This window comes from Verrucomicrobiota bacterium, from assembly GCA_016871675.1.
Taxonomy (GTDB): domain Bacteria; phylum Verrucomicrobiota; class Verrucomicrobiia; order Limisphaerales; family VHCN01; genus VHCN01.
In genome coordinates this window covers 1-19882 of the sequence record VHCN01000065.1, presented here as the reverse complement: position 1 = coordinate 19882, position 19882 = coordinate 1, and the positions used below count along the sequence as shown (strand labels likewise).

At 66.9% G+C, this 19882-nt stretch carries 14 protein-coding genes, 1 tRNA gene and 1 pseudogene; 9 read left to right on the top strand and 7 right to left on the bottom strand.

Translation table 11 applies throughout. The features are described 5' to 3' along the window. The coding region (locus FJ386_12415) for an aldehyde dehydrogenase family protein (protein MBM3877504.1) at positions 1–996 on the bottom strand (996 nt) is incomplete at its 3' end. 148 nt (positions 997–1144) lie between these two features. Here FJ386_12415 and FJ386_12410 point away from each other — a divergent pair. From FJ386_12410 to FJ386_12400, 3 genes and pseudogenes are all read left to right on the top strand, one after another. Continuing rightward, positions 1145–1612 (top strand): LamG domain-containing protein, encoded by a 468-nt coding sequence (locus FJ386_12410; GenBank protein MBM3877503.1) that lies wholly within the window; start codon positions 1145–1147, stop codon positions 1610–1612. A gap of 202 nt (positions 1613–1814) precedes the next feature. Next, positions 1815–2168, top strand: coding sequence for a DUF1501 domain-containing protein (locus FJ386_12405; GenBank protein MBM3877502.1), 354 nt, complete (start codon positions 1815–1817; stop codon positions 2166–2168). Further along, positions 2096–2242 (top strand): annotated as a pseudogene (locus FJ386_12400) (DUF1501 domain-containing protein). The gene FJ386_12405 and the pseudogene FJ386_12400 overlap by 73 nt, the downstream one beginning before the upstream one ends. A 14-nt stretch (positions 2243–2256) precedes the next feature. On the opposite strand, the gene FJ386_12395 reads toward FJ386_12400, so the two are convergent. The 3 genes from FJ386_12395 to FJ386_12385 are packed head-to-tail and all read right to left on the bottom strand — an operon-like array spanning position 2257 to position 9020. Next, a complete protein-coding gene (locus tag FJ386_12395) occupies positions 2257–3645 on the bottom strand; it encodes a DUF1501 domain-containing protein (protein MBM3877501.1) in 1389 nt (462 codons plus the stop codon). Between the two features lie 59 nt (positions 3646–3704). Then, on the bottom strand, positions 3705–6788 hold the full coding sequence (locus FJ386_12390) for a DUF1553 domain-containing protein (GenBank protein ID MBM3877500.1): 3084 nt from the start codon (positions 6786–6788) through the stop codon (positions 3705–3707). Positions 6789–6812: 24 nt separating this feature from the next. Further along, positions 6813–9020, bottom strand: a complete 2208-nt coding sequence (locus FJ386_12385; GenBank protein ID MBM3877499.1) for an acetylxylan esterase — start codon at positions 9018–9020, stop codon at positions 6813–6815. An 85-nt stretch (positions 9021–9105) separates the two neighbouring features. Here FJ386_12385 and FJ386_12380 point away from each other — a divergent pair. Then, positions 9106–9183, top strand: a tRNA-Pro gene (locus tag FJ386_12380). 24 nt (positions 9184–9207) lie between these two features. Here the strand turns inward: FJ386_12380 and FJ386_12375 are convergent. The 3 genes from FJ386_12375 to FJ386_12365 are packed head-to-tail and all read right to left on the bottom strand — an operon-like array spanning position 9208 to position 12685. Next, on the bottom strand, positions 9208–11178 hold the full coding sequence (locus FJ386_12375; GenBank protein MBM3877498.1) for an ABC-F family ATP-binding cassette domain-containing protein: 1971 nt from the start codon (positions 11176–11178) through the stop codon (positions 9208–9210). A gap of 52 nt (positions 11179–11230) precedes the next feature. Continuing rightward, a complete protein-coding gene (locus FJ386_12370) occupies positions 11231–11920 on the bottom strand; it encodes a class I SAM-dependent methyltransferase (protein ID MBM3877497.1) in 690 nt (229 codons plus the stop codon). Positions 11921–11944: 24 nt separating this feature from the next. After that, the gene (locus tag FJ386_12365) at positions 11945–12685 is read right to left on the bottom strand and encodes a YihA family ribosome biogenesis GTP-binding protein (GenBank protein MBM3877496.1); all 741 of its coding nucleotides are present in this window, start codon (positions 12683–12685) and stop codon (positions 11945–11947) included. Positions 12686–12863: 178 nt separating this feature from the next. Between FJ386_12365 and FJ386_12360 the strand changes: the two genes are divergently transcribed. The 5 genes from FJ386_12360 to FJ386_12340 form a co-directional block, all read left to right on the top strand. Next, entirely contained in the window at positions 12864–14366 is a 1503-nt protein-coding gene (locus FJ386_12360) for a sulfatase (protein MBM3877495.1), read from the top strand. 226 nt (positions 14367–14592) lie between these two features. Continuing rightward, positions 14593–15600, top strand: coding sequence for an alpha/beta hydrolase (locus tag FJ386_12355; GenBank protein MBM3877494.1), 1008 nt, complete (start codon positions 14593–14595; stop codon positions 15598–15600). Then, positions 15486–18206 carry an arylsulfatase gene (locus FJ386_12350; GenBank protein MBM3877493.1) on the top strand — a complete coding sequence of 907 codons (2721 nt, stop codon included), beginning with the start codon at positions 15486–15488 and terminating at the stop codon, positions 18204–18206. Before FJ386_12355 ends, FJ386_12350 begins: the two co-directional genes overlap by 115 nt. Positions 18207–18287: 81 nt before the next feature. After that, on the top strand, positions 18288–19637 hold the full coding sequence (locus tag FJ386_12345) for a hypothetical protein (protein MBM3877492.1): 1350 nt from the start codon (positions 18288–18290) through the stop codon (positions 19635–19637). Between the two features lie 22 nt (positions 19638–19659). Beyond that, on the top strand, positions 19660–19882 hold a 223-nt coding region (locus tag FJ386_12340; protein MBM3877491.1), incomplete at its 3' end, for a hypothetical protein.

The window sequence follows — 19882 nt, the reverse complement described above, 5'->3', positions numbered from 1 at the left end:
ATGTTGCGCGGTGATGACAGGGCCCATGTCGGGCTGAGGCGTGGGGCGGTCGGTGCGGCCGACCTTGATGGCACGGGCGGCGTCCACGAGCGTCGGGAGCAAACGATCGGCGGCAGCGCCGACGGTGATGGCGGTGGAGCCGGCCATGCAGCGTTCGCCCGCGCAGCCGAACGCGGCAGTCGAAAGCGCCTCCACGGTCTTGGGCACATCGGCATCGGGCATGACGACGATGTAATTTTTCGCGCCGCCGTTGGCTTGGACCCGCTTGCCGTGCTTGGTGCCGGTTTCGTAGATGTAACGCGCGATGGGCGTGGAGCCGACGAAGGAGACGGCCTTCACCTTGGGATGCGTGAGCAGCGCGTCCACCACTTCGCGCCCGCCGTGGACGATGTTCAGCACGCCCTTGGGCAGGCCGGCCTGTTCGAGCAACTCGACGATGAGCACGGCGCTCAGCGGCACTTTCTCGCTCGGCTTGAGGACGAAGGTGTTTCCGCACGCGAGCGCGACGGGGAACATCCACAGCGGCACCATCGCGGGGAAGTTGAACGGCGTGATGCCGGCGCAGACGCCGAGCGGCTGAAGCGTCGTCTCGCAGTCCACGCCGCGCGCGATGTTCTCCAGCGAGTCGCCCATCAGCAGCGACGGGATGCCGCAGGCGTATTCCACGTTTTCCAGTCCGCGGAAAATGCTGCCGCGAGCCTCAACCAGCGTCTTGCCATGTTCGCGCGAAACGCACGCGCAGATGCGGTCAAAGTTGGCTTCGAGCAATTGGCGGTAGCGGAAGAACACGCGCGCGCGCTCAACTGGCGGCGTGTCGCGCCACGCGGGGAACGCGGCTTGCGCGGCCTGCACCGCCTCGTCCACGAGCTGCGCGTCGCCGACGGGACATTCGGCGATGACTTCGCCGGTGGAGGGATTGAAAATGGGCGTGGCCGGGGCGCCTTTCAAGATGCGCCATTCGCCGCCGACAAGAACAGGACAAGTTTGAAAGGTCATTGGGAGGTCCATCCGGGTGCTGTTTGGCGGCGAGGCGAGGCGGGCCGGCGCAATGTGACGGTGGCTGGCATCCGGCCAAAACTAGCCACAGGGCACGGGTGCGTCGAGCGCCGAGTGCCGTGCACCCGCGCCACCGTGCGCTTGCCTCATGGCGCGAATCCTCTACGGTGAGCCACCACATGAGTATCCGCCGGCGAATCGTTTCCACGGGCTCATCGGCGACGTGCGCGTGTATGGCCGCACACTGAACGACGAGGAGGCAGCGGCGATTGCATCGGTGGAGAGCCTGACCGTGCTGGCTTCACAGGCCGCGTCGCAGCGCACCGCGCAGCAGCAGACGAAGCTGCGCCTCGCCTTCCTCGAACAACACGGGTCGGAGCAAATCCGCGCCGCGCATCGCGAGTTGATTTCGCTTCAAGGCAAGCGAGCCGCGCTCGTTGAAAATGTTCCGACGACGATGGTGATGGAGGAAATGGCGACGCCGCGCGACACGTTCGTCCTCAAGCGCGGCGAATACGACAAGCCGGGCGAGAAAGTGCTGCCCGCGTTTCCCGCTGCACTCACTGCGAAATCCGGCGGCGCACCGAAGAACCGCCTCGACTTCGCGCGCTGGTGAGCACCGGAGAAGCACCGCGCGACGAGTGGCTGCCTGTTACCGAGCTTGCCGCCTACACCGCCGTGGCGAACCTCATCCTGAACCTCGACGAAGCCATCACGCGGCCGTGAGGACTCACGAACAATCAGCGGGCTTGGGCGCGGACACCGCCCCCTTTGGACTGCGGCGGGAAGCGGAGCGCCACGCCGCTTTGGGAGCCGCACTGACACCAGAAAGCGGTGCCGCCGCTGCGCTCTGCCACCGCACTCCCAATGGGCCACCGGCGCTTGCCCGCCGTCACTTTCTCAATCGCACCAGCCTCGGCCTCGGCGCGCTGGGGCTTGCGTCGCTGTTGAACGAGCGGCTGTTCGCGGCGGACACCGGCGGCCTGCCCGGCGTGCCGCACTTCGCGCCGAAGGCGAAGCGCGTCATCTACCTTTTCCAATCCGGCGCGCCGTCGCAGTTGGATTTGTTCGACCCCAAGCCGAAGCTCGACGGACTGCGCGCGACCCGGTGCACGTGCATGACCTGCACGCGACGCTGCTGCACTGCCCGGGCATTGACCACACGCGGCTGACGTTCAAGTTCCAGGGCTGCAACCACCGCCTGACCGACGTGCATGGGAAGGTCGTGAAGGAACTGCTGGCCTGAACCGACGCGACTCGTCACGAAAGCAACTCGCGCACAACCCGTCCGTGCACATCCGTGAGGCGGTGGAACCGGCCGCCGTGGAGAAACGTCTGCCGTTCGTGGTCAACTCCGAGCAAGTGCAGCATGGTCGCGTGCAAGTCGTGGATCTCGACGATGTTCTCGACCGCCCGGTAGCCAAACTCATCGGTTGCGCCGTAAGTCATGCCGCCGCGCACGCCGCCGCCCGCGAGCCACGCGGTGAACCCCTGCGGATTGTGGTCGCGCCCGTCGCCGCCCTGCGCGAACGGCGTTCGCCCGAACTCGCCGGACCACAGCACCAGCGTGTCGTCGAGCAGGCCGCGCGACTTGAGGTCCTTCAACAGCGCGGCAATCGGCTGGTCCACGACGAAGGCGTTCTTCTCGTGATCGCGCTTCAGGTTCCCGTGAGAGTCCCACGGCGACACGAACCGGATGCCGCTCACCGCGCCGACCTCGATGAACCGCACGCCGCGCTCGACGAGCCGGCGCGCGAGCAGGCACTCGCGCGCATAGCGGGACTTCAGCGGATCGGGCGAATCCACGCCGTAGAGTTTCAACGTGGCCTCGCTCTCGCCGCGCAGGTCGGCGGCTTCGGGCACGGCGGTTTGCATCGCGGCGGCGAGCTCGTAGTTCCGGATGGCCGACTCGACCGCGCCGGACTGCGCGCCGAGCCGCGTCGCGAACTCGCGGTCATGGTCCGCGATGAAGCCGAGCTGGTTGGCCCGCGCCGCGGCGGGGCCGGACGCCGCGAGGCTTTCCATCACCGGGCCGCTGACGAGGTTGAACTGCGTCGCCTCGTGTTGCGCGGGCAGGAAGCCGCTGCCCCAGTTCGCGAGCCCGCCGAGCGGGATCGAGCCGCCGTTGAGCACGACGAAGCCCGGCAGGTTCGACGCCTCCGCGCCGAGCCCATAGCTCGCCCACGCGCCCATGCTCGGGCGGCCTTGCATGCCGCTGCCGGTGTGCACGAAGTAGCAAGCCTGGGCGTGCTCGGGAAACGGGCTTGTCATCGAGCGGATCACACACAGGTCGTCGGCGCACGTGGCGAGGTGAGGGAAGAGCGCGCTCACGGGGATGCCCGACTGGCCGCGCGGTTGGAATTCCCAGTGGCTTGCGAGCGTGCGGCCGATGACGTCGAACTGCGTCGCGTCCATCCGCAGCGGGAACGGCTTGCCGTGCTCCGCGCGCAGGCGCGGCTTCGGATCGAACGTGTCCACCTGCGACGGGCCGCCATCCATGAACAGGAAGATCACGCGCCTGGCGCGCGGTCGGAAATGTGGAGCGGGGAGAGCGGATTGCGGCATGATCGAACCGCCCGCGCGGGCGGCAGTCCCGAACAGTCCGGCGAATGCGAGCCAGCCGAATCCGGTCGACACGCGTTGCAGCATCGCGCGACGCGAATGGATGCTCGCACGGCGGGGTGCTGGTGATTGTGCGGCGGGAGGATTCATCGCAACCACAGGAACTCCTTCAGGTTGAACACCGCGTGCGCGAGGTCGCGCCAGGCCTTCGCCCCGTCGCCGTTGTGCGCGGCGGTCTGTCGCTCGATGAATTGAACGGACCGCTTCAACTCATCTTCCGTCGCAGGCCGGCCCAGCGCGGTCGCGTAGATCATTCCCGCGCGTGACACCGCGTCATCGGTGTGAGCGAGCGCGCGCTGTGCGAAAAGCGAGGCTTGCTGCACCACGAACGGGTCGTTGAGCAGCGTCAGCGCCTGCGCCGGGAGGTTCGTCGTCTCGCGCCGGCCCGCGGGCGACGCGGGCCGCGGCTGGTCGAACGCGACGAGGAACGGCGACGGGTGGTTCCGCCGCATTTCGAGATACAGGCTGCGCCGGCCGAGCCCATCGAGCGGGCCGTCGTTGGGTGTGTAGTCGTCGCGCTGGCCGGGCGGCACCGTGACCGGCACGCCGGGGCCGAACACCGTGCGGTCGAGCCGGCCGCTTGCGGCGAGGAGTGCGTCGCGCAACGACTCGGCATCAAGGCGCCGGTGGTTTGCGTGCGAGAGCAGGCGGTTGTCCGGGTCGCGCGCGGCCGCGCCGGGCGGCACGTCGCAACTGAGCGCGAAGGCTTCGCTCGTGAGCATCAGCTTGAGCAGCGTCTTCACCGAGCCGCCACGCGCGAGAAATTCAGCGGCGAGCCACTCGAGCAACTCGGGATGGCTCGGCCGTTCGCCGAGCTTGCCGAAGTTGTCCGTCGTGCGCACGAGCCCCGCGCCGAAGACGTGATGCCACAGGCGGTTCACCATCACGCGCGCGGCGAGGGGGCTGCGGGCGACATCCTCGGCCAGTTCACGGCGGCCGCTGCCCGCGGAGCGATACGGCGCGGCGCCGAGCGCGGAGAGGAAGTGGCGGGGCTCGGGAGCCGCGGGTTGGTGGTGATTGCCGCGCGGGAACAGGCGCTCGTCGAATCCCGGCGCTTCGTCCGAGACGGCGACGGCGCGCACAGGGATGGGGACGCTGGATTCAAGTTCGCGATAGCCTGCCATGAGTGCCCGCAGCGTGAGGGAAGCGCCGGCGCTGTTTTCGAGCAGCCCGAGGTGAAGCAGTCCGTTGAGGAAATTCGCCTGCGCGTCATCGCACGTGCCGGCTTGCCACGCTTCGACAGCCCGGCGAGCGGCGGCGGTGAAGGCGGATGCAAAAGTCGGCCTTGTGTTGCCCGAGGGCGTCGCCGTTTCACCACGACGCTCTCCTCCGACCGGGCCGGGCGTGGAGAAGCTGCGCCGCGCGGCATCGAGTTCGGGCGGCCACGCGGGCGGTTCGGGCGGCCGCGCGCTGTCGTGGAAGACGACCTTCGCAATGCCCGCGGCACTGCGGCCATCGGGCGCAAGCTTCGCCGCGTCTTTCACAATGCCGACGTAGGGCATGTCGTCGCGCGGGACGAGTTCGAGGTAGGCGCGGCGTCCGGGCCAGTTGTCGCGGATGGGCAGCGTGACCCAGCGCAGCGCGGCACGGTTGGTGAGCCTCGGAGTGACCTGTGTGAAGAGAAGCGAGTCGCCCTGAAAGTTCTCGATCACGAGCCGGAGCCGCGCGTTGTTGTCGCCCGTGGCGAGCGCGGAGATGAACTTGTTGGTGACGATGAAGTTTGGCGAGCGGAACGTGCCGGCGTGTTTGTCTGAAAGCAGATGTGAGAACCTGCCGGACGGATAGATGGCGGCGAGGAAGTTCGATCCCGCCGTGGCGACGACAAAGTCGCCCGCTGTTGCCGGCCGCGCGAAGCCGCCTGTCGCGAACCAGCCGCCATCGGACCCGTTCGTGAAGTCTGCGAACACGACCGAGCGCGGGGCATCGGCCGGCGCAATGCTCAAATCACGCCCGGGCCGGGCCATGCCCGTCGCTTCATCGCGAAGGACACTCAGCAGCGGGGCGAGCGGGGACTTGCTGGACTCGACGGCCGCGAATGCAGCGCGCCAGCGCTGACTTGCCGTTCCTTCAGTGTCATCACCCCGACTCGGTTCCCCTGTGGGGGAAGAACGCGCGGCGAGGGCGCTTGCGATCGCGGACGGCCAGAGGTCGACCTGCTTCTTCCATGTCGCGGCGAGCGCGGAGCGGGCTTCGGACTTCAGTGTCGCGAGTCCGGCATCCGCGGCGTGCAACTTTTCCGGCGGGTCGAGCACGCGCATCGACGTGCGCGTGCTGGCGAGGATGCTGTAAAGGCCGTGAAAATCGCGTTGTGAGATGGGATCGAACTTGTGGTCGTGGCATCGCGCGCAGGAGACGGTAAGCCCGAGGAACGCCTTGCTGAGCGCGTCGATCTGGTTGTCCACCACGATGACTTCCTCGCCCTTCACATCCACGGGGGTTTGGTTGAACTCGACGAGGCGCCACCACGCCGTGGCAAGCAGCGACTCGTTCTGTGCGAAGTCGCGACTCCAGCGCGGATTCTCCAACAGGTCGCCCGCGAGGTGCTCGCGAACAAACTGGTCGTAAGGCAGGTCGCTGTTGAAGGCGCGGATGAGCCAGTCGCGGTAGCGCCACGCGTGCGGCAGCCATGCGTCGTGCTCGGTGCCGTGCGTGTCGGCGTAGCGGACGACATCCATCCAGTGCCGCGCGAAGCGCTCGCCGAAGTGCGGCGAGGCGAGCAGGCGGTCCACGAGGCGTTCGATGGCGGCGCGCCCGCTCTCCCGCTTCCCTAGTTTCCCGCCGGCGACGCCGTTCGAAAGCGGGAGAGCGGGAGAGCCGGCGGTCGAGCACTCCTTCACGAACGCCTCCAGGTCTCCGGGCGCGGGCGGAAGCCCCGTGAGGATGAAGTGCAGCCGGCGAGCCAGTTCGCGCGGGGTTGCGGTGCCGGCTGGACGAAGCGAGTCCTGCCGCCACCGGGCGGCGAGAAAGGCGTCAATGGGGTTCTCGGCCGCGGGGGATGAGCGGGGGACGACTGGCCTGACAATGGCGCCGAACGGCCAGGCCGGGCTCTTGCCGTGCAGTGTCGCGGGCGGGCTTGACTGCGCGCGGGAAACTCCCGCAACTCCGAACAAGCCCAACACGACGAGGGCGGGGAGCAACTGATCCATCGCGCTGTGGCGGCTTCGGGCCATGTGTCGTTTGCGCCGCGCGGACCATCAGCGGTTGGACAAGAGCCAGGTCGCGGCCGCGGCGCGGTCGCCACTTGCGGACGAAGTCAGCGCAGTCGCTGCGTTTGCGGACTGGTAGAGTTTTGCGGCTAGCGCGGGTGCCGCCTCGCCTCCAATCCACAATGCGCGCGGCGCGTTCAAGGCGAGCAAGCCGGGCACGTCGCCGTATCTGGCGCCGCCGGGAAGAAACGCCGGGTCGCGATAGTCGAGGAGCTTGGCGAATCGGAAACCCGCGGTTTCGACGGCGGCGCGGTCAATCGAATCGCGAGCCACGGCGCGCGCCGCCGCCACCACGGGTCCCGTGGCGCCGAAACCCGCGACGTCCACCGTGGTCGGCTTCGCATGCTGGGCGTTGCCTTCGTAGGTGCGGAGATACTTCACCATCGTCAGCACGTCGTGCGTGCGCTGCGCGAACAACGTATGGTTGTAACCCTGTGTGTAGCCCGCGAACTCACGCGGGTTCGCGACGGTGCGGGTCTGCTTTATGCGTTGGCCGTCCTTGAGGAACTCGCCCTGAAACAGCAAGTCGGCTCCGAGCACGGTCGTTCCGGCGTCGACGAGTCGTTTGACCTCGGCGCGGATGGAGCCGTCGGCGTTGAAGAGCGCGGCCTTTCCCGATTCGTCGAGCCAGATGACGGCGCGGCCGTTCCACTGTTTCGGATACAGCCATGCGACCGGCAGTTCCTCTCCGTGCGTCTTGTTCCGCAGCAGGCCCGTCATTTCGATGTGGGCGCCGCGGTCGGCCTTGTCCTTGAGCAACCACTCGACTTCGCCGGCCGTCGCGAAGGTCCGTCCGATGACCGCTTCGACGCCGCTCCCGGCCACGCTGCGAAAACCCTCCATCGACGCGGCGGCGGTGTTCACCTGCTTGTCGGCGTCCTCCTTCAGCCAGCGCAAGAGTTTGCGCTCGAAGTCCGCGTCGTCGGCCTTGGGGGCCGGGTGCTGCGCGTCCCACACGGTGAGTTGAGCTCGCGACAGGCGCTCGTAATCGCGCTCGATGACGGGGGCTTTCGCTCCGAGCTTGAAGTGCTGGTTGAGCCACGTGAAGAACGCGGAGCGTGCGACGGCGTTGTAGTTGTGCGGGAAGTGCTCGCCGCGATGCAGCATGACGTTGTTCGGCGCGCCGAGCGTCGTGTAGAGTTCCTTGAGCTCGGGGAAGCCCTTCGTGAACATTTCTTTCGTCCAGTCGTTCGCGGTGGTCATGCCCTGGGGCTTGGGCGCGAAGAGCGCGGCAAACTCGATGTTGCCGGTGTTCACGCGGAGCAGCCCGGCATTCTCGCACGTGCAACCGCCCTGCATGGCGGTGCTGACCATCACCGCCGGAAACGAGAGCGTCACGCGCGGGTCAACGGCCGAGAGCAGCATGGTCTGCGTGCCGCCGCCGCTCGCGCCCGTGATGGCGATGCGCGTGGCGTCCACTTCGGGCAGGCCGAGCACGAAGTCGAGCGACCGGACGGCGTTCATCGTCTGAAGGCCCATGATGCTCTGCAAATTCGCCTCCGCCTGCGGGCTGTAGAGGCCCCAGTTCTCCGGGGTGTTCATTTCCGGCCGCTGCTTCGCGAAACGGTGCACGGTTTGCGCCGAGAACTGCACCGAGTCCGAGTCGCTCAGCATGTCCCACTGCCACACGATGCAACCCATGCGCGCGAGTTGCACGCACATGGATTGGAAACGACTCTTGCCGCCCTCGACGAATCGCTCCTGTCCGGTCGAGATCTCAGCGCGCAACCGGTCGTCCGTTTCCTCTGCGAGGCGGGCGTCCTTCCAGTGACCGTGCGCGAAGAGCACCGCCGGGACCGTGCCCGTTCTGCCCCTCGGCCGGTAGAGATTCCCGGTCACGAAAAAGCCCGGCACGCTCTCAAAGTAAACCTTCTCCACCGTGTATTCGTCCTTCTCGATCCGGCCATGGATGACGGCGTTGAGCGGCGTCTTCGTCGGCATCGGCCAAAGACCCTGTGAAACGAGAATCTGCCGGCGGACGACCGCGGCTCGCGCCGCCCATGCGTCCCTAGCCTTCGGCGGGGTGAAGGGGAAGTAGCCGTTCAAGTCCTTCGGCGCTGCGAGGCGTGAGTCGTTGGGCAGTTCGCCCGCCGGCAGCGCGCGCGGTGACGAGGCTGACACTGCTCCCGCGAGAATGGAGAGCGCGGCGATCAATGCCGAAATGCGGCGGCGCGGCAGGCGGAGGGCGGATTCCATGATTCGAACCGTATTCAGGTTTTCGGTTGTATTCAAGTCTTGGGCACCTAGTATCCGACGCGCTTCCCGTCCTCCGGGGAGATGTCGGGGCGTAGCGTAGCCTGGCTAGCGCGCTTGCTTGGGGTGCAAGAGGTCGAGAGTTCAAATCTCTCCGCCCCGACCAATTTTGAGCCGCCGGCCGGTGCCTTCACGCCATCGCGAGGAGCTTTTGCGCCTCGGCTTCCCACTCGGGGTTCAAGCGCGCGAGTTGGTCCTGCGCGTCGAGCAGTTCGCGGTTGAGCTGCGCGGCTCGGCCGGGGATTTCGTAGGTCGCAGCCTTCTCCAACTCGGCGGTGGCGGCCGCGAGCTGGGTTTCTAGCCGTGCGATGTCCGACTCCAGCCGCGCGACGGTGTCCTGTTGCACCTTCCGCCGGCGCGAGAGCGCGACCCGTTGCTCGGCTTCGAAGCGCTTTTGCTCCTTGCGTGACGCGGACAAACCAACGGACGGTGCGGATACTTCGCCTGCGTCCGGACCGGTCACGTGCCGCGGCAGGCCGGCGGCGCCGGAGGTCAGCGCGGCGCGCGCGGACGTGGCCTGCGTCTTGTCGAGGTAGTATTGGTAGTCGCCCGCATAGTGGGTCAGGCGGCCGGCGTTCACATGCACGACGTGGTTGGCGAGGGCGCGGATGAAGTAAACGTCGTGGCTGATGAAGAGGAGCGTGCCCTCGAACTGGTCGAGCGCATACACGAGCGCGTCGATGCTCGACATGTCGAGGTGCGTCGTGGGTTCGTCCATGAGCAGCAGGTTCGGCGGGTCCACGAGCAGTTTCACGAGCGCGAGGCGGCTCTTCTCGCCGCCGCTGAGCACGCTGACCTTCTTGAACACGTCGTCCCCGGTGAAGAGGAAGCAGCCCAGCAGCGTGCGGACGAACTGTTCGGTGACGCGCTGCGGCGTGTCGAGCGCCTCTTCGAGCACCGTGCGCGCGGTGTCGAGCATTTCGACGCGGTTCTGCGAGTAGTATCCGGCCTTCACGTTGTGGCCGAGCGTCCGCGCGCCGGACTGCGGCGTGACGACGGCGGCGAGGATCTTGAGCAGCGTGGACTTCCCGGCGCCGTTCGGGCCGACCAGCACGGTGCGTTGGCCGCGCTCGGCCTTAAATTCCATGTTGCGGTAGACCACGTTTGATCCGTAAGCGTGGTGGATGCCCGCGAGGGTGACGACCTTGAGCCCGCTGCGCTGCGGTTGCGGGAAGCTGAAGTCCACCTTGCGCGAATCGCTGACGGGCGCCTCCACTTTTTCCATGCGCGCGATCTGCTTGAGCTTGGCCTGCGCCTGTGCGGCCTTGGTGTTCTTCGCGCGGAAGCGCACGACGAATTCCATCAACCGGCCGATTTCGCGCTCCTGGTTCTTGAACGCCGCGAGCTGCTGCTCCTCGTGCGCGGCGCGCTGGCCGAGGAAGTCGTCGTAGTTGCCGCGATAGCGCAGCAACCGGCCCTGCCGGATTTCCACGATGCTGCCGACCAGCGTGTTCAAGAACTCGCGGTCGTGCGAGATGATGATCATCGCGCCGGGGTAATTGCGGAGGTAACTTTGGAACCACAGCAGCGCGTCGAGGTCGAGGTGGTTCGTCGGCTCGTCGAGCATGAGCAAGTCCGGTTGCTGCACCAGCAACCGCGCGAGGTGGGCGCGCATCGTCCACCCGCCGCTCAATTCGCTTGCCGGCCGCTCGAAGTCGCGCTCGCGGAAGCCCAGCCCGGCGAGCATCTGCTTGGCCCTGGCCTCGACGCGATAGCCGTCCAGTTCGTTGAACCGGTCGTGCGCGTCGTCGTGAATCTCCTCCGGATGCAGCGCTTCGAGGGGGTGACCGGCGTCCCAAGCCGCGATGATGCGGCGGAGCTTTGTGAAATCGGGCGTGAGGGCGGTCGCCACCTCGATCACGGTTTCGTCACCCACCGCCGCGCTCTCCTGCGGCAGGTAGCCAAGCGTGACGTTGCGCTCGCGGGTGATCGTTCCCTCGTCCGCGGATTCCTCGCCGAGGATGATCGAGAAGAGCGTGGACTTGCCCGCGCCGTTCGGACCGACGAGCCCGATGCGGTCCTGGCGGTTCACTTGCAGCGCGGCTTCCGCGAAGAGCACGCGGCCTGCATACGACTTGCGAATGTCTGAAAGCGTCAGCACGAGGCGGAGAATCTAGGCAGAGTCCCCGGGAAGACAAGTGAACACCCGCGCCTCACCGGTGGAATACGCGCAGGTAGAGGTTGGAGTTGCGGAGGAACTCGAAGTCCGTGGGCACTTCCTCGAAGCCGAGGTGCTGCAATCCCGCGTCCGCCCGCAACCGGTCGATGTGCGCCGACCGTCGCGCCTCGAAGGTCACCACCGGATACAGCCGCGCTTCACCGCGGGTGACCCGCATCATTTCAAGCAGCGAGCGCCTGTGAAACTCGTAGTCGAGCTGATCCTCGTAGACGAGCAGCAGATACGACGAGAGCGTCAATTCGAATTCGCCGTCCGCGAAAGGCAATCGCGGGAGGCGGCCGGCCACATAGTGGCCGGCCGCGCCGTTCCGGTAGTCCGCGAGAAACGTTTTGCAAGCCCGCTCCCGGAATCCGCGCAGCCGTTCGGGCGACTGGTAAAAATCCCACCGGTAGGTCGGCAGGTCGCGCACGGCCTCGACCACGTGTTCGAGGTCGGCCGCGCACTGGCGCTCGATGGCCTCCGCGGGCCATTCGTAGATCGCGTCAAACGCCGTCGCCCGGATTCCGGCCGCGCGGGCTTCCGCGCAAAACGAACTCACGCCCGAGGCCACGTCCAACACCCGCCGCCCGCGCAGGGATTCGAGGTCGAGCGCGAAGTAGCGGCGGTATTCGTCGAGCGTCCGACCGAGCAGCACCACTTTGTCGAGCACCAGTCCCTGTTTCATTGCGGGCGAAGTTCGCGCGCGGCGTCACCACGGGCGTGAGGAACCCGGCCGCTTGCGAACGACGTTCGCAGCCGCGGTCCTGCGGGTGGGGAGACCCGGCGACACAAGCGCGGGTGCGGCATCCGCGCGAATGTCCGCCCGCGGGTCGGTGTTGGCGGGAGCCGCGGGTGCGGGTGGCGCGATCGCCGCCTCGATCGCTTCCAGCAACTCACGCCGCCCCTGCGACGTGACGGCGGACGTCGCGATGACGTCCGGCAGTTCGGCGAACCATCTGGCCGCCTCCGCGGTGAACGTGGCGATGTTCTCCCGGAGCTTCGTCGGCGACAGCTCGTCCGCCTTGGTGAACACCAGGACGATCGGTGCGGAGATGCACCCGAGCCATTCGAGGAATTCCAGGTCGATCTGCTGCGGCGGCAGGCGCGAGTCGATGAGCATGAACAACCCGCGCAGGTTGCGCCGTTTCTCGAGGTATTCGTTCACCGCTGCGTTGAACCTGGCCTTGTCCTTGCGCGCCACCTGCGCGTAGCCGTAGCCGGGCAGGTCCACGAGCCGCCACGTGCGGTTGATCGTGAAGACGTTGATGAGCTTGGTGAACCCCGGCGTCGCCGACACGCGGGCGAGCCCCTTCCGGCCGGTGAGCATGTTCAGCAGGGACGACTTGCCCACGTTTGAGCGGCCGATGAAGGCGAACTCGGGCATCGATTCATCCGGACATGAACCCAAGTCCGGCGCGCTGCGGTCAAATTCGGCGGATGCGATGTGCACAATCGAAATCGGACCGGGACTTTCGCAACAAACCCGCGGCGCGGGAATACTATTCTCGAGCGGAACGTGCCCCGGACTTGAACCGGGGCCTCCTCGAGCCTCCACGGCCAACACAATGTCCGGGCGGCGTCGAATCAATGGGATTCCCAACGTGGAATCAAGGCGGTATGAACTTGCCATGCAACGCACGCTTGCCGTCCTCGCGATTCTGCTCGGCCTCGCCACGTCCGCGCGTGCCGCCCCGCGGCCGAATGTCCTTTTCATCCTCTGCGACGACATCCGCTGGGACGCGCTCGGTTACGCGGGCAATCCGCACGTCAAGACGCCGCACATTGACCGGCTTGCGCGCGAAGGCGTCGCCTTCAAGAACACTTTCTGCACCACGTCCCTTTGCTCGCCAAGCCGCGCGAGCATCATCAGCGGGCTCTACGCGCACGCGCATGGCGTGATGAACAACTTCACCGAGTATCCCGCACGGCTGGCGAGCTTCCCGCGCACGTTGCAGGCGGCGGGCTACGACACCGCCTACTTCGGCAAGTGGCACATGGGCGAGGAGAACGACGCGCCGAGGCCGGGCTTCAACTGGTTCGTCACGCACAAGGGCCAGGGCAAATACTTCGACACCGAATGGAACATCAACGGCCTCCGCCGCGAGGCGCCCAAGGGTTACTACACGCACGTTGTCACGGACTTTGCCATGGACTGGCTCGCGCGCGACCACGGCGGCAAGCCCTGGTGCCTCATGATCGGCCACAAGGCGCCGCACAGTTTCTATTTCCCCGAGCCGAAATACTCGAACACGTTCGACAAGGTCTGGATTCCGTATCCCGAGAGCGCCTTCAGCCTCGGCGACAAGCCCGCGTGGCTCAAGGACCGCATCTCGACGTGGCATGGCATTTACGGTCCGCTCTTTGAGTGGCGCAAAACCTTCCCCGACGACCGGCCCGAGGCGGTGAAGGACTTCGCCGCGATGACCCGTGCCTATTGGGGCACGATCCTCTCCGTGGACGACTCCGTCGGCCGCCTCTACGCCGAACTCCAGCGCCGGGGCGAACTCGACAACACGCTCATCGTCTTCATGGGCGACAACGGCCTCCTCAACGGCGAGCACGGCATGGTGGACAAACGCACCATGCACGAAGCCAGCATCCGCATCCCGATGGTCTGGCGCTTCCCCGCCGCAACCAGAGCGCCGAACACGACTTCGACCCGTCCCGGCAAACTCATCGAACAACAAGTCCTCACCGTGGACGTCGCCCCGAGCATTCTCGAAGTCTGCGGCACGCCCGCGTTGCGCGACATCCACGGCAAATCTTTCGTCAAGCTCGTCCAACGCGGCGACCCCTCGTGGCGCACGGCGTGGTTCTACCACTACAACTACGAGAAGCAGTTCCCTTACACGCCGAACGTCCGTGGCGTGCGCACCGACTCGTGGAAATACATCCACTACCCGCACGGCGACGGAAAGCCCGACCGCCATCTGGCCGAGCTCTACAACGTCGAGTTCGACCCCGGCGAACGGCAGAACCTCATCACCAACCCGAAACACGCCGCCGTCGTCAAACAGCTTCAGGCCGACCTCGCCCGGCTTATGAAGCAAACCGGACTCACCGCAGCCACCGACAAGATGCCGCTCGACGAAGGCATCAAGAAGGAATTGCCGGACCAGAGAATCCGCTGAATCGCCGCAGTTTCACCACAACCTTGTGGACAACTTCAACGACGACGGACCCGGGTGCGGGCCAAAGCTCCGCAGCCACACGATATACATCCATCAGAACCGCATCGGCGCGCTGCCCATCGGCGCGTCACCGTGGGTCGTTGGCGTGGACGGTCGCGTGCCGCTTTTCGGCGAGACGGTCCGGCCGAAGTGAGTTTGAATCCGTGGCGAACGCGCCCCCTCAAAGATGATCATGAACATACCCATCGCACGCATCGCGCTGCTCTGCGCGCTGACCACACCTCTTGCCTTCGCGCCGGCGCAGGACAAGCAGCCCGCCGCGGAATCGAAGGCTGTCGCGCCGAAGAAGGCCGCGCCCGCCGGACCGAAGCCCACGCTTGCCAACGTCGCCTACGGCAAGCACGAGCGGCAGGTGCTCGACTTTTACAAGGCCGAGTCCGACAAGCCGGCACCGCTGCTGTTCTTCATCCACGGCGGAGGCTGGGTCGCGGGCGACAAGGCGGGCGCGGGCGGGATGTTGAAGCTGCTCGACGCTGGAGTCTCCGTCGTCTCCATCAACTACCGCTACTCGTGGCAGGCGCAGCTCGCCGAGGTGAAGCCGCCGGTCGAATGGCCGTTGAGCGACGCGGCCCGCGCGCTGCAATTCGTCCGCAGCAAGGCCGCGGAGTGGAACATCGACAAGCAGCGCATCGGCGCAGCCGGCGGCTCGGCGGGCGCGTGCTCGAGTTTGTTCCTCGCGTTCCATCCCGACATGGCGGACCCGAAGAGCAACGACCCGATCGCACGCGAGTCCACGCGGCTGTGGTGCGCCGCGGTGACGGGCGCGCAGACATCGCTCGACCCGGTGCAGTTGAAGGAGTGGACGCCCAACAGCCGCTACGGCGGGCACGCGTTCGGATTCATGGACCCAAAGGACTTGAAGTCGCGCGACACGCGGTTCGCCGAATTCCTCGCCGCGCGCGAGGCCGTGCTGCCGTGGATCAAAAAATACTCCCCCATCGAGCACGTCTCGAGGGATGACCCGCCGGTGTATCTCATCTACACCTCCGGCCCCGCGCTCGGGCAGGAGCAGAAAGACCCGACCCACACGGCCAACTACGGCGTGAAGCTTCAGGAAAAATGCAGGTCCATCGGCGTCGAGTGCGAACTCGTCTATCCCGGCGCGCCCGACGTGAAGCACCCGACGGCCGAGGCCTACCTCCTCGCCAAACTCAAGGCGCCCCACAAGCCATGACGCGGCTCGCGCTCTGCCTTCTCCTCGCGCTGTCCGGGGCGGTTGGAACCCACGGCGCGGAACCGCCGGCCAAACCCAACGTCCTCCTCGTGCTCGTGGACGACGCGGGCTACGGCGACTTCGGCTGCCACGGCCATCCGTTTCTCAAGACGCCACACATCGACCGGCTCCACGGCGAGAGCGTCCGGCTCACAGATTTTCACGTCGCGCCGATGTGCTCGCCGACGCGCGGGCAGTTGCTCACCGGCTGCCACGGGCTGCGCACGGGGGTGACTTCAGTCACCGCGGGGCGCACCTTTCTGCGGCCCGAGTTTCCGACGGCGGCGCAGATGTTCTCCGCCGCGGGCTACCGGACCGGCATCTTCGGGAAGTGGCACCTCGGCGACAGCTATCCGCACCGGCCGGTGGACAAGGGCTTTCAGCACGCCGTGTGGACGAAGGGCTGGGGCTTCACGAGCGCGCCAGAGTTTTCGAACACGCTCACCGACGGCCGCATCGTCCGGGGCGCGGAGGCTTCGCGCTTCAAGGGCTACATCACGGATGCTCTCTTCGACGAGGCGATGGCGTGGATGCGCGCGAGGCGCGAGGCGCGCGAACCGTTCTTCTGCTACCTGCCGCTTCACGCGGCGCACGCGCCGCACATCGTGCCCGAGCGGTTCAGCGCGCCTTACGAGGGCCGCGGCGCGGCCAGGTTCTTCGGCATGATGGCCAACATCGACGAAAACATGGGCCGGCTCGAGGCCTTCCTGCGCGACTCGGGCCTCCGCGAGAACACGATTGTGATCTTCCTCACGGACAACGGCGGCACCGCCGGGGTGCGGACCTTTAACGCCGGACTGCGCGCGGGGAAGGTGACTTACTACGACGGGGGCCATCGCGTGCCGTGCTTTGTGCGGTGGCCCGCGGGCGGGTTGCGCGCGCCCGGCGAGGTGGCCGCGCTCACGCAGGCGCAGGACGTTCTCCCGACGCTGCTCGACTTTTGCGGCGTGAAGCGCGGGCCGGGGCCGGAATTCGACGGGCTCAGCCTCGCCGGCCTGCTGCGCGGCGCGACCAACGCGCTGCCCGACCGCACGCTCGTCGTGCAATTCGGCCCCGGCTTCGGGCAGACGAACAACTCCGGTCCGCAGAAGTTCGCCAGCGCCGTCATGCGCAACCAGTGGCGGCTGGTGCACGGGACCGAGCTTTATGACGTGCAGGCGGACCGCGCCCAGGAACGCGACCTCGCGTCCGCGCACCCGGACATCGCCGCCGACCTGCGACGGCGTTACGAAACGTGGTGGACCAGCGTCGAGACGGGGCTGCGCGACTTTGTTCCAATCACGCTCGGGGCCGACGCGGAGAATCCCGTCGAACTCGCGAGCAGCGACTGGCAGGATGTCTATGCCGACAACGCCCAGCACATCCGCAACGCCGTCGGCGGCCCGCGCGGCGGTCCGTGGAACGTGAACGTCGGGCGCGCGGGCACCTACGAAATCACGCTGCGCCGCTGGCCTTTCGATCTCGTCGCGCCGCTGGCAGGCAACGTCGACCCGCCCGGCAGGGCGCTGCCCATCGCCGCCGCGCAGCTTCGCATCGCCGGGTTTCAGCGCGAAACGAAGACCGCGCCTGATGCCGCCGAGGCGCGTTTTACGATTCAGCTCCCGGCCGGTCGCGCGCAGTTGCACGCGTGGTTCCAGGATGCCGAAGGACGGGACCTTTGCGGCGCGTTCTTTGCGAAAGTCCGCCGCACGGACGCGAAGGCAGGCGCCGCCCCCGACGGGAATTCGGAGATACGAACGCGCGCCGGGCGGTCTGAGCTCGTCCTCACCACGACCTCGCGGCTTGCCGGCGCGATTCATTCATTCAAGTGGGGCGGCCGGGAGTTCATCGACTCGCTCGACCACGGGCGGCAGATGCAGTCCGCGTGCTCCTTCGACAACACGCGCGACGCCGGAGCGGAGACGTTCAACCCCACCGAGGCCGGCTCGCGACGCGATGGCGCGGGACCGACGACGACAAGCCGGTTGCTGGCACTGTCCACCCAGGGTGGCGAACTCCGCACGCGAGTGCAGCCCGCGTTCTGGCTCGCGCCCGGCGAGCGGTCCGAGGGACAGCTCGCGCGCAACACGGCAGTGCTTTCCGACTACATCATCGCGAAAGCCGTGAAAGTCGGCATCGACGGGTTCCCGCAGGCCCTCGACTATCGGGTGACTTTCACCATCCCCGCGGGCGCGCGTCACAACGACGCGCAGTTCGAGGCGCTCACGGGTTACATGCCGGCCGGGTTCGCGCGTTTCTGGCAGTTCAACCCCGCGACCGGGCGGCTTGAACCGCTGGACGATGGCCCGGGCGAAATCCTGCGCTTCGTCGTGCTCGCGACCGCCAGCGGCAGTCACGCGATGGGCATCTACGCCCCGCCGCAGCCGCAAGCCGACACCGCGCCCGCGCGCTATGGACGCTGGCGCTTCGCCCGCGAGCGCGTGGTGAAATGGAACTGCGTGTTCCGCGTGCGCAATGCGGCGGGCCTTGCTCCCGGCGAATACAGCTACCGCATGCGCGTGCCGTTCGGGTCGCTGGCAGAGGTCGAGTCGATGCTCCGCGCGTGGTCGCGCGAGGAGACACCCTAGTCGTGAGCGCGCGGCGCGACGTGAGATGGAATGCCGCCGCCAGGCTTCGCGTCCAACAAGCCGTTGAAACCACGCCGCCCCATGAACCGCATCCCGCTCTTTGCGCTCGCCCTGCAACTTCTCGCGGCTTGGCCCGCGCGCGCGGCCGCGGCGCCGTTTGCTTACGTGCCGTCGAAGGCCTATCACATCCCGCCGCAGACGACCACGGAGGAGTCGGGCTACTTCTCGCTGTGCGAGGGGCGCAACGGGAAGATTTACATCGGCACCGCGGCCTACGGGCGCAACGCGTATCTCGTCGAGTTCGACCCCGTGACGGAGAAGATGCGCATCGTGCTCGATGCCCACAAACTCGTCGGCCTGCCGCTCGAACCCACGGGCTACGCCGCGCAGTCCAAGCTGCACACGCGCAACTTCGTCGGGCCGTCGGGAAAGATCTACGTCGGAACGAAGCAGGGTTATCCGACCGCCGAGGAGAACGCGGCGCTCAAGCGCGGCGAAAAAATCCCGACCTATCGCGGCGGCTACGTGCTCGTGTATGACCCGGCGACGGACACGTCCGAGAATCTCGGCATGCCGATGCCCATCGAGAGCAAGCCCGCCGGCGCGAAGGAGGGCGAGGGCGTGATCGACGTGACCGCCGACGAGGCGCGCGGGCTCATCTACGTGATCACCTGCGAGGAGCAGCACTGGTTCCTTTACGAGACGAAGACGAAGAAGTTCCGCGAGCTTGGGCCGATTCTGCGCGACCAACCGAACACGCTCATCGATTCACAGGGGCGCGGCACGGCGATCACGAGGGATTATCAGGTCGCGCGCTTCAATCCGAAGACCGACAAGGTCTCCGTGGACCCGCTGCTCGTCGGCGGCAGGCCCTTTGCTGAAGTGGTCGGCCCCAAGTGCGTGCATCCCGACTGGCGCATCACGCCTGACGGCAAGACGGCGTATCTCCAATTGCTCAACGACCTGCGCATGTTTCGCGTGGACCTGTCCGGCAAGGAGGGCAAGCCCGTCGTCGCAACCAGCCTCGGCGACCGCATTGCGGGCGTGCATCCCGATTCCCGCGGCTCGATTGCGCTCGGACCGGACGGACGCGTCTACTCCGCCGTGCGTGTGGACAACAAGACGGGCTTCGGCACCGGTTACCTGCACCACATCGTCCGCCACGACCCGAAGACGTCGAAGAACTCGATGCAGGACCTCGGCGTGTTCACCGTGTCGAATCCGGGATTCTTCGACTTCAAGGGCAAACAGGAGAAGAACCTCGACGGCTCGTTGCGTCCGCGCCACGGCTACCACACGCTGCCGGACGGCACGCTCACGCCGTTGCACGTCATCATGGGCATGATAGTCACCCGCGACGGGACGATCTACGCGACGACGATTTACCCTTACTCGCTGCTCAAGGTGGAGTCGGTGAAGGCGAGGAAGTAAGCCACGTCGCGCGACCCCAGCCATGCGAACACTTCATTTGCGGCGCGCGGGTTTCCTCGCCCTCACCGGGTTGCTGGGCTTTCTCCCGTTGGTCGCAGCCGCCGCGCCCGGTTGGCAGGCGGGCGTCGCAAAATCCGTCATCACTCCTGAAAAAGCTGTGTGGCTCGCCGGCTACGGCTCCAAGCGCGTGCCCGACGGCAAGCTGCACGACCTTTGGATGAAGGCGCTCGCGCTCGAGGATGCCG